Annotated in this window: 13 protein-coding genes; 5 read left to right on the forward strand and 8 right to left on the reverse strand. The window is 73.0% G+C overall.

Features of this window, described 5'->3' with window-relative positions; all coding sequences use genetic code 11:
* The first annotated feature begins 38 nt into the window (after positions 1-38).
* The gene (locus JYK04_RS03540; RefSeq protein ID WP_202186123.1) at positions 39-245 is read left to right on the forward strand and encodes a hypothetical protein; all 207 of its coding nucleotides are present in this window, start codon (positions 39-41) and stop codon (positions 243-245) included.
* 68 nt (positions 246-313) lie between these two features.
* The gene (locus tag JYK04_RS03545) at positions 314-1198 is read left to right on the forward strand and encodes a hypothetical protein (RefSeq protein WP_189747137.1); all 885 of its coding nucleotides are present in this window, start codon (positions 314-316) and stop codon (positions 1196-1198) included.
* A gap of 18 nt (positions 1199-1216) precedes the next feature.
* On the opposite strand, the gene JYK04_RS03550 is transcribed toward JYK04_RS03545, so the two are convergent.
* From JYK04_RS03550 to JYK04_RS03560, 3 genes are all read right to left on the reverse strand, one after another.
* Complete coding sequence (locus JYK04_RS03550; protein ID WP_189747248.1) at positions 1217-2971, reverse strand: methyltransferase; 1755 nt, start codon at positions 2969-2971, stop codon at positions 1217-1219.
* A 116-nt stretch (positions 2972-3087) separates the two neighbouring features.
* Entirely contained in the window at positions 3088-4305 is a 1218-nt protein-coding gene (locus JYK04_RS03555) for a 4-hydroxybenzoate 3-monooxygenase (RefSeq protein WP_229876878.1), read from the reverse strand.
* Positions 4306-4576: 271 nt separating this feature from the next.
* On the reverse strand, positions 4577-7429 hold the full coding sequence (locus JYK04_RS03560; RefSeq protein WP_308444761.1) for an AfsR/SARP family transcriptional regulator: 2853 nt from the start codon (positions 7427-7429) through the stop codon (positions 4577-4579).
* Between the two features lie 254 nt (positions 7430-7683).
* On the opposite strand from JYK04_RS03560, the gene JYK04_RS03565 reads away from it, so the two are divergent.
* Positions 7684-8109, forward strand: coding sequence for a DUF8189 domain-containing protein (locus JYK04_RS03565; protein ID WP_189747133.1), 426 nt, complete (start codon positions 7684-7686; stop codon positions 8107-8109).
* Positions 8110-8278: 169 nt separating this feature from the next.
* Here JYK04_RS03565 and JYK04_RS03570 read toward each other — a convergent pair whose 3' ends face one another.
* Positions 8279-8704 carry an SSI family serine proteinase inhibitor gene (locus JYK04_RS03570; RefSeq protein ID WP_189747130.1) on the reverse strand — a complete coding sequence of 142 codons (426 nt, stop codon included), beginning with the start codon at positions 8702-8704 and terminating at the stop codon, positions 8279-8281.
* Between the two features lie 360 nt (positions 8705-9064).
* Positions 9065-10594 (reverse strand): hypothetical protein, encoded by a 1530-nt coding sequence (locus JYK04_RS03575; RefSeq protein WP_189747128.1) that lies wholly within the window; start codon positions 10592-10594, stop codon positions 9065-9067.
* 168 nt (positions 10595-10762) lie between these two features.
* Here JYK04_RS03575 and JYK04_RS03580 point away from each other — a divergent pair, with 168 nt between their 5' ends.
* A complete protein-coding gene (locus JYK04_RS03580; RefSeq protein WP_189747126.1) occupies positions 10763-11299 on the forward strand; it encodes a hypothetical protein in 537 nt (178 codons plus the stop codon).
* Between the two features lie 70 nt (positions 11300-11369).
* On the opposite strand, the gene JYK04_RS03585 is transcribed toward JYK04_RS03580, so the two are convergent.
* Positions 11370-12353, reverse strand: a complete 984-nt coding sequence (locus JYK04_RS03585) for a hypothetical protein (protein WP_189747124.1) — start codon at positions 12351-12353, stop codon at positions 11370-11372.
* A 17-nt stretch (positions 12354-12370) separates the two neighbouring features.
* Entirely contained in the window at positions 12371-14287 is a 1917-nt protein-coding gene (locus tag JYK04_RS03590) for an FHA domain-containing protein (protein ID WP_189747122.1), read from the reverse strand.
* Positions 14288-14452: 165 nt separating this feature from the next.
* Between JYK04_RS03590 and JYK04_RS03595 the strand changes: the two genes are divergently transcribed.
* A complete protein-coding gene (locus JYK04_RS03595) occupies positions 14453-15883 on the forward strand; it encodes a serine/threonine-protein kinase (protein ID WP_189747120.1) in 1431 nt (476 codons plus the stop codon).
* Between the two features lie 39 nt (positions 15884-15922).
* Here JYK04_RS03595 and JYK04_RS03600 read toward each other — a convergent pair whose 3' ends face one another.
* On the reverse strand, positions 15923-16357 hold the full coding sequence (locus JYK04_RS03600; RefSeq protein ID WP_373297533.1) for a MarR family winged helix-turn-helix transcriptional regulator: 435 nt from the start codon (positions 16355-16357) through the stop codon (positions 15923-15925).
* Between the last annotated feature and the right edge of the window lie 85 nt (positions 16358-16442).

The following is a 16442-nucleotide window of genomic DNA, read 5'->3' on the forward strand; positions in this document are numbered from 1 at the left end:
TCCAGCCCGTCCATGAGGCCGAGGGGCCCGCGTGCCGGATGCGGCGGGTGCCCCTGGGCGGGCCTCGGCTGCACGCCTTCGAACACGCGGGCCGGTCCCTGCCGGCGCCGCGCACGGAGGGCTTCGACGACCACGTGAAGTTCTTCTTCGCGGAGGAGGGCCGGGAGCCGACCTCGCTGGCGGAGCGGGCCTGCCGTGACGTCGGCCGGGGCCACCGCCTGGGGGTGCTCGCGCCGACCGCCTGAGCCCGGAGGCGGCGTGCCGCCGGGCCGGGCACGGTAGCGATCTACCCGGTTTGTGCCACTCTGTCGTCATGATGTCCGAGATCACGGCCGCGGCCTGGGCCGGGCAGCAGGTCGCCGCGGTCCGCGACGACCCCGCCGGGCGGATGGCCTTGATGGAGCGCTGCTACTCCGGCCCGTTCGGCAAGGCGCCCCGGCACCTGCCGTTCCGCCGGGCGGCGATGTCGTTCATGCGCTGGCAGGTGCGGCGGGGCGTGCTGCAGCCGCCGTTCGCCGACCGGCCCGGCAGTCCGTGGTGGCGGGCGGTGAACGAGCGGATCCTGCGTGACGGCTGCGAGGCGGTGGGCCTGAGCGGCGGGCTTCCCGGGCCCGCCTCCTCGCGCACGGTCGACCACTGGCTGTCCTTCGCCGACCACCCCACGGCCCGGGCCTGGTACCGGGCGCACAACGGGAGCGTGGTCGCCGCCTACCTGGAGCACCGCGACCTCGCGGAGGCGGAGAACGAGACCGAGCGGTTCTTCATGAACGTCGTCCTCTGCCGCGTCCTGTACGCCCACGCCCTCGTCGCGGCGCCGCGTATCGCCCTCGGCCGGCTGCGTCCGCTCGCCCCGTTCCTCGGCGATCCGAGAGTGGAGATGACCGGGATCTTCCTGCAGCTGTCCCGCGTGCTCCCCGACGAGTACCCGCTCCACGGCACGGTGCGGTCCCACCTCGACAGGGAGATCGGATTCGGCCGCCTCCTCGATTTCGGCGTGATCGCACCGAGACTGCAGCAGCTCTACGAGTGGTCGGCGCACGAACTCGCGGCGCCCGGCCTGCTCGGCTGCGTCCGCGACGGATCCCCGGTCTACGCCTGGTCGTTCGCCGACCGGTATGTCTGGGAGCCCCCGGATTCCTTCGTCCTGCGCGTGATCCACCGGACGCTCCCGCCTTCCCCGCGTACCCCGTACCGCTGACGGACGTCCGGGCTCCGGTCAGCTCCGTCCGGCGCCGGGGTCCGGTGCGCCCGCCCTGCGGGCGTGCAGCACATGCGCGTCCAGGGGCAGGGGCCGGTGGCCCACGAGCCGGAGTCCCGCGTCGGCGAACAGGCGCGCGTAATGGTCGGCCCGGCGCTCGCGGCCTCCGACGTTGCACAGCATGTGCAGGTCCCAGGCGGTGGCCAGCGAGGGGGAACCGTCGACGGGCAGCAGGCGTTCCACGACGAGCAGGTCCGCGTGGTCGGGCATCGCACGGACGCAGTGGCGCAGGATCTCGCGGCAGCGGTCGTCGTCCCAGTCGTGCAGGACCCGGGAGAGGACGTAGACGTCGCCGCCGGGCGGCACGTCGGCGAAGTCGCCGACGCGGTAGTCGCAGCGCACGCCGCAGCCCGCGGTGTCGAGCAGCCGGCGGGCGGCCTCGACGGCGTGCGGGCGTTCGAGGAGGACACCGTGCAGGCGCGGGTGCGCGGTGAGGATGCGGCCGAGGAGCTCCCCGTTGCCTCCGGCGACGTCCACGACGGTCGCGCCCGAGGGCGCCTGGGACGCGGCGGTGATGACCGGGTGGGCGGGGAGCGGCTCGAACATCCGCGAGCTCGCGGCCATGGACAGGTCGAAGAGGGCGGCGAGTTCGGGGTCGCGGGCGAAGTGGTCGAAGTGGTTCTCGCCGAAGAGGTGGTCGAAGGCCGGCCGGCCGGTCCGCACGGCGTGGTCGAGGCCGCCGAAGGAGCGGTAGAACGGGCCTCCGTACATCAGGGCCAGCGGCCGCATCGACCCGGGCGCGTCCGCACGGAGCAGGGCACCGAGCCCGGTCAGGCGGAATCCGTCCTCCTCCCGGTCGGGGCATCGGGTGACGGCGCCGAGCATGGCGAGGTGGCGCAGGAGCACGGCGAGACTGCGGGGGTGGCTGCCCGTGAGCCGGGCGAGGTCCTCGGTGCGGCGGGCGGTGCCGGTGTCCATGACGTCGGGCAGGCCCAGCCGGGCGAACGTGGCGAGCGCCTGTGTCGTCCACGCGCCGGTGAGGAGGCGGAGGAGCGTTTCGGCGGGCTGTCCGTCATGGCCGGGCCGGTCCAGGTGGGCGGCGAGGGTGTCCCGGTGGTCTCCCCGTGCGTAGAGCTCCAGGCGCCGGTAGTCGCAGGCCGCGTCGGCGGGGAGGGTGAAGTAGAGGACCGTGCCGTCCTCGTGCGGGTTGTAGCCGCCGCCATCGGGCCGCGCGCCGTGGCGGGCGAGGATCGCGCACAGGCCGCGCAGGGCCAGCGGCTCGGGGTGCTCGATCTCGAAGGCGAGGTGCGCCTCGTGCCGGCAGGTGCGTTCGTGGGCGGCGATCGGTTCCAGGTCGGAGTACGGGGGCACGGTCAGGGCGAACACCTCCACCGCGCGCCGTTCGCCGGTGGAGCCGTGCACCTGTGGGCGCAGGATCTGCACGTCGAGCTCGGCCGGGTCGCGCCGGTGGCGCAGGGCGAGGCGTTCGCGGACCACCACGCTGGGGTGGGAGGGGGTGTCCGCCGCCAGTTCGCAGTCGGCGAGTCGGGTCCGCAGGCCGTCCGCGTCCGGCGGGAAGAGCAGCACCCCCGCGTGGGCGAACCTGCAGTGCCCGGCCAGCGCCTGCAGGTCCGGGCCGTCGAGGCCGGGCAGGAGGAGGGGGAGCAGGGCGGCGCTGTCGTGCTCGCGGACGAACCGCACTGCGGCGCGCAGGCAGGCGGTGTCGTCGGCGGTGTCCAGGAGCAACGTTTCGTCGGGGAGGGTCGTCGTCATCGTGGAGGTGTCCTCGGGCCGGTACGGGGCTGGGCGGGGCAGGGCGAAGCGGTGGGCGGGCTGGTGCGGGGTTGAGTGGGACGGGGTGAGCGGTACGGGACGGGTGCCCGCGGCGGTCACACGCCGACGTAGTTCTCGGCGAACCAGTCCTGGTGGATGCGCGAGGTGCGCAGCGAAGCGAGCCGGGAACGCCGCAGGGCGGCGTGGAAGAACGATCCGGCATCCTGGTCGCGGTCGGGGGGCGCGTGCAGGAGCCGGGTCATCCACCCGGTGAACTCCTGCGCCCGCCAGATGTGCTCCAGGCAGCGGTCCGAGTACGTGTCGAGTCCTGCGGTGTCGCCCCGGGTGAGGGCATCGGCGAGGGCTTCGGCCAGGATCTCGGCCTCCAGGACCGCGAGGTTGGCGCCCTTCGCCGCGGCCGGTGCGAGCAGGCTCGCCGCGTCGCCCGCCAGGAAGAGCGGGCCGTGGCGCAGCGGTTCGACGACGTCGCAGGCGAGGTCGAAGACCCCGCGTTCCAGGAGTCTGCCCCGTCGTAGCGGGCCGTGCTCCGCGGCGCGCATCCGGACGTCGAGCTCGTCCCAGATCCGCTGCTCGGGCCAGGCGTCGGCGGGCGTGCCGCGCTCCCACTGGAGGTAGTAGCGCGTGACTTCCGGGGTGCGGGCCATGTGTCCGGCGAAGCCGTGGTCGTGGATGGCGTAGCCGACGGCGTCGAGACTCGCAGGGGCCTCGGCGAGCAGGCCGAGCCAGGTCACCCCGTGGTCGTACGCGTGGTGACGGACGGAGCCCGGCGGCAGTGAGCGGCGGGCCGCCCCGTACCGGCCGTCGCAGCCGGCGACGTAACGGGCGGTCCACCGGGTGGAACGGCCGTCGGGCTCGCAGGCCGTGACGGACGGCCGGGTGCCGTCGGTGTCGTGCACGCCGAGCGCCTCGGTGCGGAAGCGGATGCGTCCGCCGAGGCCGAGGTAGTGGTTCAGGAGGTCCGTGACCAGGTGCTGCTGCGGGTAGACGTGATGCTGCCCGCCGTGGCCGAGCGCTCCGTAGTCGAGGCGGAACCGGCCGTCCTCCGTGCGGAATTCGCAGGTGCCGTGCCGTCGGCCGTGCCGGTGCAGGCCGTCGGCGAGGCCGTGGCGGTCCAGGATCCGCACGGTGGTCGGGGCGAGGAACCCGGCGCGGGCCCGGGTCTGGACATGGGTGCGGGAGGCACGTTCCAGGATGACGCAGTCGATCCCGGCGGTGTGCAGCAGGATTCCGAGGACGAGCCCTGCGGGGCCGGCACCGAGGACGACCACGTCGGCCGATTCACGTAACGTGCGTGAGGTGTTACTTTCCGTCATAGCGGGTGAAGCATAAGCATGTGAAGATCCACAGACCTACATGAACCATCCTTAGGCGGGAATAGAGTGACAATCGCCATGGATGTTCCCGCCCGGGGGTGACGGGGCCGGTACCGGTTTCCGCAGGCGACGGGTGGTGCGCTCCAGGCGCGCGAAACAGGACGCGCTCTCCCGCATGCTCCGGCGCGCCCAAGGCAATCGGGCTACGGCCGGCCCGGCACCGTCCGCCGGCCCCGGCCTCCGGGGCCCACCACGGCCACGGCCGCGGCCCTTACGATCGCGGCGATCCGCCGCGCGGTCCGGAGCGGGAGCCGCCGAGGGAGGAGCGGCCGCGCGCACCCGTGCTCCACTCCGGACCCGGCCCCCGCTGCGGCTCCGGCTCCGCCAGCCCGTCCAGCGCCACCCGTGCCGCGACCTCGCCTTCCTCGTAGGCGTCGGCCCGGGCCTCCCGGATGGCCTCGTGGAGCTGTCGTACGGCCTCGCCGGTCCGTCCGACGGCGGCCAGTGCCTCGCCGTGGAGGGTGCGCAGGACCACCCGGCGCGGGGCCGCCAGCAAAGGCGCGGCGAGAGCCAGCCCGCGGGCCGCGTGTTCGGCGGCTTCGGCCGCGGCGCCGACCGACAGCAGGTGCTGGGCGAGGTGTTGGTGCGCCAGGGTGGCGGTCTCGGTCAGGCCCTCCCGCTCGGCCAGGGCGAGGGCGTCGGCCAACAGGCCCCCGGGCCGCTCGCGGTCTCCGTACCGCATGAGCGCGACGGCCAGGTTGATGCGGGCGACCGCCTCCCCGGCGAAGTCCCCCGCCCGGACGGCGAGATCGGGGGCCCGCTCCAACCGCGTCAGGGCCTCCTCGGGCCTGCCTTCCTCGGACAGCACCCAGCCGAGCAGCGCCGACGCCCGGGACTGGGCCGCCGGATCACCGTCGAGTTCCGCGGACGCCAGGCCCTGTTCGAGCAGCGGCACCCAGCCGTCGCGCACCTGCCACACGATCAGCGGCCACTGAAGCAGGACGAGCCGCCAGGCCCGGTCGTGCAGGCCCGCCGCGACGGCGGCCTCGACCGTTGCCCGCAGGGTGCCGCGTTCGGCGGAGTACCAGGCGAGCGCGGCCGTCCGGTCGGCGAACCGGCGGATCTCGGCCGTGCGCCCGGCGCCGGGCGGGAGGGCGCAGCACGGCTCGCCGCCGGGCTCCGCGGCCGCGCACGCCCCGAGCAGGGTCTGCACCCAGTGGTCGAGGAGCCGGAGCAGCCCGGCGGGTTCGTGGTCGGGTGCCAGGCTGCGGGCGAAGAGGCGCACCAGGTCGTGCAGCACGTAGGACTGCGGGCCCGTCTCGACGACCAGCTGCGCCGCGGCCAGCTGGTCCAGCGCCAGGGCGGCCCGGGGTGGCGGGCAGTCGGCGAGCGCGGCCGCGGTGCAGGTGTCGAGCGTGGCACCGGTGTGCGGGCCGAGGTGGTGGAACAGCCATCGCGCCGGTTCGGGCAGATGCCGCAGGCTGAGGCCGAGCGCCGCGGCGACCCCGGTGTCCTCCGCCTTGAGCAGGTCCAGCCGGTGCTGCTCGTCGGCGAGTTCACCGGCGAAGGAGGCCAGCCCCCGGTGCGGCCGGGTGGCGAGCCGGGCGGCGGCGACGCGCAGCGCGAGCGGCAGTCCGTCGCACAGGCCGGCCAGTCGCGCGGCGGCTTCCGGTTCGGCCGCCACCGCTTCCGGGCCCAGTACCGCGGCCAGCAGCGCCGTCGAGTCGGCGGCGGGTAGCGTGCCGACCGTCACCGGACGGGCGGCGTCCGTGGCCACCAGGCCGTCGAGCCGGTCGCGGCTGGTGACGAGGGTGACGCACTCGTCCCCGCCGGGCAGCAACGGGCGGATCTGCTCGGAGTCGACGGCGTTGTCCAGTACGACCAGCAGTCGGCGCCCGGCGGTCAGTTCGCGGTAGCGGGCCCCGAGAGCGGCGGGCGAACCCGGCATCCGCTCGACCGGGACGCCGAGCGCGAGCAGGAACTCGCGGAGCACGGCGCGGGTGTCGCGGGCCGGGGTGGGGCTGAAGCCGCAGAGGTCGGCGAAGAGCGTGCCGTCGGGGAAGTCGGCGCGGCGCCGGTGCGACCAGTGCACGGCGAGCGCGGTCTTGCCGACGCCGGCGCTGCCCGTGAGGGTGACGATGGGACCCGGCGCCGCGGTCGTGATGCGGTCGAGGGTGTCGAGTTCGTCCTGCCGTGCGATGAAACCCCGTGGCCGGCGGGGCAGCAGCTGCGGTGTGACGGCGGGCCCCGCGGCGGCCTCGTGCGACCTGGCGGCGGGCGGCCGGGCCGTACCGTGGTCGGCGTCCGCGTGAGCGTGGGCGTGGGTGTGGGCGTCGGCGTCGGCGTGGGCCTCGGGGTGGGCCCGGGCGTGGGCGTCCGTACGCAGGAGGGTGTTGTACGCGCCGGTGAGTACCGGTGCGGGGTCTACGCCGATCTCGTCGGCGAGCAGCTTGCGCGTGCGGTGGAACCAGTCGAGCGCGTCCGCCTGCCGGCCGGCCCGGGCCAGGGCCAGCATCAGTTGGGCCACGAGCGGCTCGCGCAGGGGGTGCGCGGCGGCCTCGGCGCGCAGCACGGACGCGGCGGCTCCGTGATCGCCCAACTGTCCGTAGGCGCTCGCCAGCGCCTCCACCGCCGTCAGACGCAGCTCCTCCAACGCGTGCGCCCGGGCCTCCAGCGGTGCGCTGTGCACGGTCCCGTCGAACGCCGGCCCCTGCCACAGTCCCAGCGCCTCGCGGAGGACCGCCACGGTCTCCCCCGGGTCCGCGCTCCGCCGGACGAGCCGGAGCGACTCCTCGAAACGGTGGGCGTCCACGAGCGTCTCGGGCAGGCGCAGCCGGTACGCCGCCCCCTGGGTGAGGAGTTCCACGCCGTGTGCGGCGGCGTCGTGCTGCGCGAAGACCGCCCGGAGCCGGGAGACGTGCCCCTGCAGCACGGTGCGCGCGTGCCGCGGCGGCTCCTCGTCCCACAGCGCCTCAGTGAGTCGCTCGACACCGACGGGCGTGTTCGGGTGGGCCAGCAGCATGGCCAGCAGGCTCCGGCGTTTGGCAGGACCGAGCGGGAGCGGACCTCCGTTCGCCGTCGTTACGGAGACCGGCCCCAACACGCGGAACTGCACAGACCCCACCCTTGTCGATCCGCACTGCTTCGTACCGTTCCGTTCGCGTAGTGATGGCCCCTGCCCGAGGATAAGTCGGATTGTTCCGGCGGCATGAGTACGACCTCGGCCAAAGACGGAAAGTCCGTTCCACTCTCGAACGCGCAGGTGGTCGATACGGCGCAGGCGGAGCTTTAGCAGGCCGTTAGGGCATCGTTTGCGGCCGGTGGAAGTGTTCGGTGCGTCAAGTCGTTCCGTCGTCGTCCCGATTGGGGAGCACCCACATGACCTTGGCCATCCTCCGCCGCTCCGCCCTCGCGGTCACCACCCTCGCGCTCTCCGGAGCCGCGCTCGCCGGTGTCGCCGCCGCCCCGGCGCAGGCGGCGGCGCCCGCCGCCGCGGCCGGCTTCTGCCACGTGTCCGGGCTCGGTGGTGACTACATCTGTGAGTACGGCGAGGCCTGGATGACGTACCCGGCCGGAAACCGTCAGGTGTTCATCGTCGGCACCGACTTCGCGGTGTGGACCCGCTGGCAGTACGCCGGGGGCTCGTGGAGCGACTGGACCTCCATGGGCGGGACCGTGCGCAGCGGGGTCCGGATCGAAGGCAACAACACCTGGAACCCGACCATCTCGATCGTCGGCATGGACGGTGAGCGCTGGTCCCGGCACCGCCTGAACAGCGGCAGCTGGACCCCCTGGCAGAACTGACCGCACACCCCCGGCGGGCCGCCACCCGCCCATCCCAGGGAGAGAGCGGTACGCCCGTGACGGGGGTGTCCCTGGCCCGGCGGTCCCCACCCCCACCCCCCCCATGCCCGACCTCCGGTCCGGCCGCCACCCGAGGTGGCCGCCGGACCGGAGGCGGGAGGCGGGAGCGTCAGAATGCGTACAGGGCGTTGCCGTTCAGGGTCGCGGACATCACGCACGCGTTGCGGAAGGTGTGCTTCCATGCGACGCGGCCGCCACCCCATACGCCGTCCGCGGTGATGGTGACGGGGTCTTGGCGCCTCGGGCAGGTCCTGCCCCGATCCGGAGCGGCGAGCAGGCGGTCGAACTCGCCCTCGGTCGCGTTGAGGGCGTCGCACGCGGCCCGGGGGTCGGGGTGCGTGCCCTCGGCGGCGTAGCCACAGCTGAGAACGGCCGCCCGCAGGACCGTCCCCGTGGCGACGTCGCTCCCCTGGACGACGGTGAGGACCATCGCGGAGGGTTCGTGCACGCTCGCGGGGCTCGCCTCCGCCAGGCCCGCGGTGCCGGCGAGGCAGAGGAGAGTGGCGGCGGAGACGGCGGCTAAGCGGTGGCGCATGACAAGGCCCACTTTCGAATCGAAGGCTGTTTGGCGCGCTGGAACTCTCATGTAGCGCTCAACTCGGGCAGAGCCTGCCAGGCCTGAAGGCCCGCCGCACACGGGCGGTCGATTTACGGACAGCCTGTTCGAATGGCGGTGATCCGAGGGGTGTTCGCGCAGCTCCTGCCGGATGCACGCACCGCGTGGACGCGCGGTGCGTCGACCGGCGTGACGCGACCTCACACACCTGCCGCCCAGGTGGCGGCCGCGCACGGTTCACCGAACGGACCGTCAGGGTGACCGGATCGGTGCGGTGACGAGCCCGCACGCCGGCTCGCAGGACCCCCGGTCCGGCCATCGGCCCATCGGGCCATCCGGTCAACCGGACTTCAGGCGGCGGCCGATCTCCTCGGTCATGCGGCGTTGGAGTTCGGCGAGCTGCTCGTTCGTGTAACCCGACAGGTCGCCCGGGTCCCCCGGGTTCTTCGCGCCCTCTTGCTGCTGTTTCTGCTGCTCCCGGCGTTTGAGCTCCTGCTCCTCGGTCGATCCGGGCACCGCGTACGCGCACCGGATGAGCCCGCCGTCGGCCGCCTTCAGGCAGGTCGCCTCACGGCCGCCCACCTGGCCCTTCCCCTCCACCCGGTAGCGGACGTTCTGCTCGCTGCCGACGGTGGCCGTCCACGTTCCGCCCCCGGTCGGTACGACCTCGAACACCTGGTCGTCGTTGTAGCAGCAGACGTCCCGGTACTCCGCCTTGATCAGCGCGACGAGCGCCTTCGGGGACGACCACGCCGGATCGAGGCGGTGGACGGTCATCGGCGCGAGCCCGCCGCCCCGGTGGCGGGTGGGCACCGTCGACACGGCCACGACCGAGCTGGCCTCCCCCTGCGGGGTCAGCGGGGTGACGTACGCGCTGCGCCCGGCCTCCGTGGCGTACCGCATGGTGAACTCGGACTCGTTGCCCTCGTTGGCGCCGTCCTCGGAGGCGTCCCATCCGCTGCGCTCGAACCACCAGTCGCCGAAGCCGCCCACCGCGGCCGTTCCTTCCCGCTGGCGGGCCGCCAGGCTGATCGGGTAGGACGGACCGGGCACGGCGGAGGTGTCGGTGGTGACGGTGAGCTTCCCGGTCCGGCCGTTGTAGAGCGCGACGCCGGCGGGGCGCTCGGTCACCACGAGGATCCCGCTCTGCCGCTTGAGCGGGACGACCACGACCGGTGTGCCGTCCGAGCAGGTCACGTACGCGTCGTCGGCCTCGAACCGGACCCAGCGCTTCTCGGCCGAGATCTTCCGGCCGAGATTGTGGGTGAACCAGCCGCCGATCCTCGCGTCCGCCTCGGACACGTCGAAGGGGCAGCGCTCCTGGCTGCGGCTCTCGCCGCCGAGGGGGACGTCCTGCACCAGGCCGACCTCGTACCCGGCCAGCCAGCCGCGCCGCTCGACCAGGGTGGCGAACCGGTCCGAGTCGGGCAGGTAGGTGATGTCGGAGATCTCGCCGGTGACATCGCCCAGGTGCGGGGCGGCCTGCGCCTTGCCGGCCACGTACGGCACCCGGGCCGCCAGAGCGGGTACGGGCTCGGTCACGACCCGCGCGGTGGCCATGTACGCGCGGTCCTGCAGGTACGAGCCGTACACCAGCCAGCCGACGGCGAGGCCCAGCCCGACGACGGCGCCCAGGCACCCGAGGGCGACGGCCGCGTTCCCGTCGCCCGCGCCGCGCCCCGCACGCCGGCGCAGCCGGCCCACCACCAGTACGCCCACCGCGACGGCCGCCGCGGCCAGCAGGGGCAGGGCGAACCAGGCGAAGAGCTTGCGCAACTCCCAGACCACGATGGTGGTGTAGTACGAGGCGTACCAGAGCACGAACCCCACCGGCAGAACCACGATCCCCACACGCAGTGCACGACCCATCAGCGCCCCCCGACCCTCGGCCCCACCCCAGTGCGTCCGATTCTCCACCCCGGACCGGACCGTGTCACCGGCTCGCGCGGACGCACGGGATTCCCCTGACCGCCCCCACCCCGGGGGGCTACTGTACGAGTACACCGAGTTGCACACGGTCACCCGAGGAGGAATCCTGTGCCATCGCCCTGTGACTCCAAGCACGCTGCCGTCGGCGATGTGGGTGCGGCACTCATGATGATCGACTCACGGCTCAAGGCCGTCTACTCCGGCAAGGCCGGGACCGACCCCGAACAGCAGCAGCTGATCGACCAGTTCACCGCGTCACTGGGGCCCGAGGAGGCCGAAGACCTGGTCGACGGCGCGTGCACGCTCATCTACATGTTCGTGCAGTGGCTGCGCATGGCCCACGAGGACCAGGACAGCGACGTCATCGAGTACGTGGTGCCCAGCTTCGTGGCCTCGCTGCGCATGATGCCCAAGAGCGTCCGCCCCGAGGTCATCCCCACCATGGTCGGCCTGGTCGTCGCGGCCGCGACCGGCCTGAGTCCCAACCTCTGGCGCAAGCAGTACGGAGACTGGACCGGGGACGAGATGAACTCCCTCGAAGCCACGGCCTTGTTGCTCGCGGAGCACATCAACCGGCTCACCGGAGACCAGGACTTCGCCACCCGCATGGTCACCGAGGCCCTGTCCCGCTCGAACCAGGACTGACCCAAGGGCGCCTTCACGCGCGTGCCCGGCGCCCTCCCGTGTCTCCCACAGGGGAGTCCGTGGTCACTGGTCATGACGGGCGGCCAGGCGACCCGGCCACGGCACTCCGGCCGGTACGGGACCGGCGGACGGGACGGCCGTCGGGGCCTTCGGTGAGCCAGGAGCCGTCGCCCAGGGGCATCCCGTCGTACGGGTGGGTGGCGTCGAGGGCGATCTCGCCGGCGGAGGTGCCCGTGCGCACGTCGACGAGGTGGTGGCGGAACCATTCCTCCTCGTCCGGGCGTTCACCGCCCAGGGTGACGACGGCCGTGTCCGGGGTCAGGTAGCCGCCGCTCCATTCGATGAAGGTGTCCTCCGGGTCGTACCCGAAGGCTTCGACGGACAGCGTGAACTGCACCTCCCCGCCGGGGTGGTGGTGGAAGGCGACGTCGCCCTGCCCGTGGTCGACGGTCATGAACTGCTGCCCGCCCGGCGCCAGGTCGATGAGGCAGCGGTCCGGCCAGGGGTACGTCACGAACCGCGGTGCGCCGTCGGCGCCGGTCACCCCCCTGAGGATGACCGACCCGTCCTGGCCCTCACCGACGTCGAGGTACACGCTGCCGTCCACCGGGTGCACGCAGTGGCGGGCGCCGTGCCCGGCGGTCTCCAGCTCCCGGTCGGCGAGGACCTCACCGGTGTCGGCGCCGTACACGACCCATCGGTCCGCACGCGCGCGTTGCGCCATCACGTCCGGCCGGTAGACCCACACGGTGCGGCCGTCCAGCGACAGCGAAACGCCGGGCCGGTGGCCGTGGCGCACGTCGGAGTGCGGCTCGAAGGACGACGCCCACACCAGGTCACCGGCGCGCGTGAGGCAGACGACCCCGTTCTGCGTCACGTACACGACCCGCTCCAGATCGGGCCGGACCACGGACTCCACCACCTCGTCGCCGGCGCGCGGCCGGAACACCGCGGCGGGCTCCAGCGTCCCGAAGGCGCCGGGGCCCACCACGTAGGCATGGACCTCACCGTCGCGGTGGCGCGTGATGACCTTCGGAGGCTGTGCAGGAATCATCCGCCGAGGCTATCCCGCTAGACCGTCAGCGGGAGGCTCCGGGGGTCGGCCGGGCGGGGTACGAAGACCGGGGAGTCCGACTGGTAGAAGAGGTCGATGTCGGCCTCCTCTCCGCCGGTGATCAGGGTGTCCCAGGCGCCGCTCTCCCGCAGGGTGCGCAGGGTCGCGGGGGCGATCGACGCGAGGTGGGAGCGGAGTTCGCCGTCCGTCGGCAGGCCGGGCAGCCGGGATGCCAGCCTGTCTCGGATGCCGGCCATCCGGTCCAGCAGCGCCTCCAGATCGCTCCCGTCCACGGCCCCGGTGCCGGTGCTGCCCGCGCCGCCGGCCTCCGCGCTGCGCGCGATGATGTCCCTGATGGCGCGGGTGACGCCCTGGTCGTCGGTGGTCACCATGGCGTTCCAGGCCCGGCTCTTGTGCCGGTACTGGAGCATGGACATGGCGGCCTCGTGCCGGATGAAGTCGGCATCCCGCAGCGGCTTGCCCTGCCAGGCCCGGCTGAGCGAACGGGCCAGTGAAGTGGCCGACGCCAGGCCGCTGTTGAGGCCGCGGCCCGGCCAGAAGTGGATGGCGTTGGCCGCGTCGCCCAGCAGGAAGCCGAACGTGCCGGGGCTGGTCGCGGTCGGCCGGTGCAGCTGCGCCGTGAACCGCGGGCGCTGCACCATGTCCAGCCGGAACGAGGTGATCGCCGACAGGTCGTCCTCGGCCACGCCGAACAGGCGCAGGCCCTGCCGGATCTCCTTCCACAGCGGGGAACTGCGCAGCAGGGCGGGCAGGAAGAGGGTGCCGTGGGTGGGGCAGCGGAACTCGTTGTCCTCCTCCTGCCGGCTCATCAGGCAGGGGCGGCTGGCGATGCACTCCTCGAAGACGTGGCGGACCGGGTCGATGCCGATGACGTTCTTGGCCTCCTCCCGGGTGAGCCGCATGTTCAGGAAGCCCTCACCGCGCAGCGAGTTGAGCAGGAACCGGTTCTGCGACACCGTGAGCAGCACGCTCATCGGGTCCGGCAGCTTCGACTTGACCCGCAGCCCCAGCACGACGTCCTGAAGGTGTTCGCCGTCGAGGGAGTAGATCGAGGCGTCGGCCGCGCCGAAGCGGTCGGCGTAGTGCTCGCGGGTGCGCGAGCGGCCGCCTTCGCTGACCACGAGGACGTGTTCCTGGGTGAGCCGGTTCTGCTGCTCCGTCACGTCGAAGCGCCTGGGGACGAGGCGGATCGCGGGCCGCCGGTTCGCCAGGTCCAGGAGCCGGTCCTCGATATGGGCGATCCGGATGTTGCGGGGCGGGCGGCCGTCGACCGAGTCGGGGCCGACGGGCCACATCTCGGAATAGGCACGGCCGTCGTCGAACAGCGCGCCGAGGACCTCCTCGGACAGGGCGAGGTACTGCCGGCTCTGGACGGTCACCACCTGCTGGCGGCGGAAGTTGCCCTGGGTCTCGTCCTTCCAGACGACCGCGGAGCCCTTCCTGGTCCAGCGCCCGTCGTAGACGGTGACGGCGGTCCGGCCGGGCAGCATCTCGTCGAGCGCGAGGGCGAAGGCGAGGCCCACCGGGCCGCCGCCGGTGACGGTGACCCGCAGCGTGCCGGGGTCCGCGGCGCAGATCCGGGGGACGTCCAGGAGGGAGAGGTCCATGACCGTCTCCATGGCGTCCTGCGCCTCGTAGAGGAACGTTTCGTCACCGATCCGGATGCAGTCGTTCGGGCGCAGCACATGCCGGGTGACGCGCTGGTCGTTGACGAACGTGCCGTTGCGGCTGCCCCGGTCGTGGAGGACGAACCCGGAGTCCTCCGCGAGGATCTCGGCGTGCAGCCGGGAGGCGCTGGGACTCACGATCACGACGCCGTTGTCGCTCTTGCGCCCGAAGCTGAGGGGCTCGCCGCCCAGGACCACGCTCTGTCCGGTGAACGGACCCGTGCGCCCGACGATGACCGATGGCACTGCACACTCCTTGAAAACGCGCTGCCGATGACTCGTACGGCAGTAACACGTCATCGAGAACGTGTTCGGTTCAACCATTTCTTGGAATCTTTTGAGTCGTTCTGAACCCGGGGCCCGGTCCGTACGTGATGTTCGCGTCGTCGGCGATCAGAGGAGAACCACCCCATGTACAACGACGAATCCGAGACAGTGACGGAGACCGCACTCGCTGGAACCCCCGCGCCGGGTCCGGCGGGCGGGGAACGGCTGATCGCCGGCCGCTACCGGCTGCTGTCCCGGCTGGGCGAAGGCGGTATGGGCACCGTGTGGCGGGCCCATGACGAGACCCTGTACCGGGAGGTCGCCGTCAAGGAGGTCCGGCCCCCGGCCGGCCTGGGGGGCGATGACATCGCCCGCATGTACGGCCGGCTGGAGCGGGAGGCGTGGGCGGCGGCCCGGATACCCGACCGCAATGTGGTCACGGTCCACGACGTGGTCATGGAGGACAACCGGCCCTGGGTCGTGATGGAGCTGATCCGCGGGCAGTCACTGGCCGATCTGCTGCGTGCCGAGGGGCCGCTCACCCCCCGGCACGCCGCGCACATCGGTGCGGAGGTGCTGGGCGCGCTGCGTGCCGCCCATGCCGTCGGAGTGGAGCACCGGGACGTGAAGCCGGCGAACGTGCTGCTCGCCGACGACGGGCGGGTGGTGCTCAGCGACTTCGGTATCGCGATGGTCGAAGGCAGCACCTCCCTGACCATGACCGGCGAGGTGGTCGGCTCCCCCGAGTACCTGCCGCCGGAGCGCGCGCTGGGCCGCCCGTCGGGCCCCGAGTCGGACCTGTGGTCCCTCGGCGTGATGCTGTACGCGTGCGTGGAGGGGATCTCCCCGTTCCGGCAGGACAGCGCGCTGAGCACCCTGCGTTCCGTCGTGGAGGAGGAACCGCCGGTACCGACGCGCGCCGGCCCGCTCGCCCCGGTGATCGCCGGGCTGCTCCGCAAGGAGCCCGCGCAGCGCACCCCCGCCGCCGAAGCCGCCGAAGCCCTGAGGGACATCGCGCACGATCCGGACGCCACCACGGCCGCGGCCCGCGTCCTGTCGACCCCTGCGGAAGCCGCGACCGGGCGGACCGGGGCGACCGACGAGGTCGCCGCGGTCACCGCCCCGCCCCGCAAGCGCCGTACGGCGGCCTTCGTCGCGGCTGGTACGGCCGCCTGCGTACTGATCGGCGGCGGGATCGCCTACGCGCTCAACGGCAACAACGAGGCAACCAACCCCGATTCGGGGGTACGGGTGTCGGTGACCGGCGCGAACACGACCTACACCGGCGCATGCCCGGTTCCCGCGGGCCGGGCCCCGTCGTTCACCGTGACCTTCACCGCGTCCGAGCCGACGCTGATCTCCTACCGCTGGGTGTCCGGCGACGGTTCGGTGGTGGATCCGCACTGGCGCACCCTGTCCATCGGGGGCAAGGCCGCCCCGACGGGTCGCGACACCGTGAGCCTGACGACCTACACGAAGACCGGCACCCTGACGACCGGCATGGCCGTGGAACTCCAGAGCCCCGCCCCCTTCACCTCCAACCCGGTCCCCTTCTCGATCACCTGCACCGGCTGAGCCCCGCACGGGCCCGGCCGACGGCGGCGTTCGGGGCCGTCAAGTGGCCTCGGTCCCGGCCGCCTCGACGTTGGCGACCATCCTGCGCAGCACCTTGAGGGCGGCCACGTACTCCTCGTCTCCGATGCCCTGGTGAATGACGGCGCGCTGCTCGGTCACCAGCTGCCGCAGTCGCGCCCGGGCATCTTCCCCGGCCTCGGTGAGGTGCAGCCGCTGTGTGCCGTCGGCCGCGAGCCAGCCGCGGTGGAGCAGCTGGTCCACGACCCGGGCGATCTCGTGCGGTCCTTCCGCGAGCGGGGTCAGCTGGGCGACCACCTCCTCGCGGCCGGGCGCGGGAAGCCCGCTGTTCACCCGGTTGAGCACCCAGTACTGCGGCTGGGTCACATCGATCCTGGCCATGGCGTCCCGCAACTGCCGGGTGACCGCCGTGTGGACCAGGCCGCTCCAGTAGCCGATGGGCTGGGTGGCCAGCATGTCGTCGGTGGCGGCCGGATCGGCCGGCGCCTGGTCGGTGGTGGTCGTGCCGGTCTGCGGTTTCACGATCACGACGCTACACACC

Origin of the sequence: Streptomyces nojiriensis, assembly GCF_017639205.1 — a bacterium.
GTDB classification, from domain to species: domain Bacteria; phylum Actinomycetota; class Actinomycetes; order Streptomycetales; family Streptomycetaceae; genus Streptomyces; species Streptomyces nojiriensis.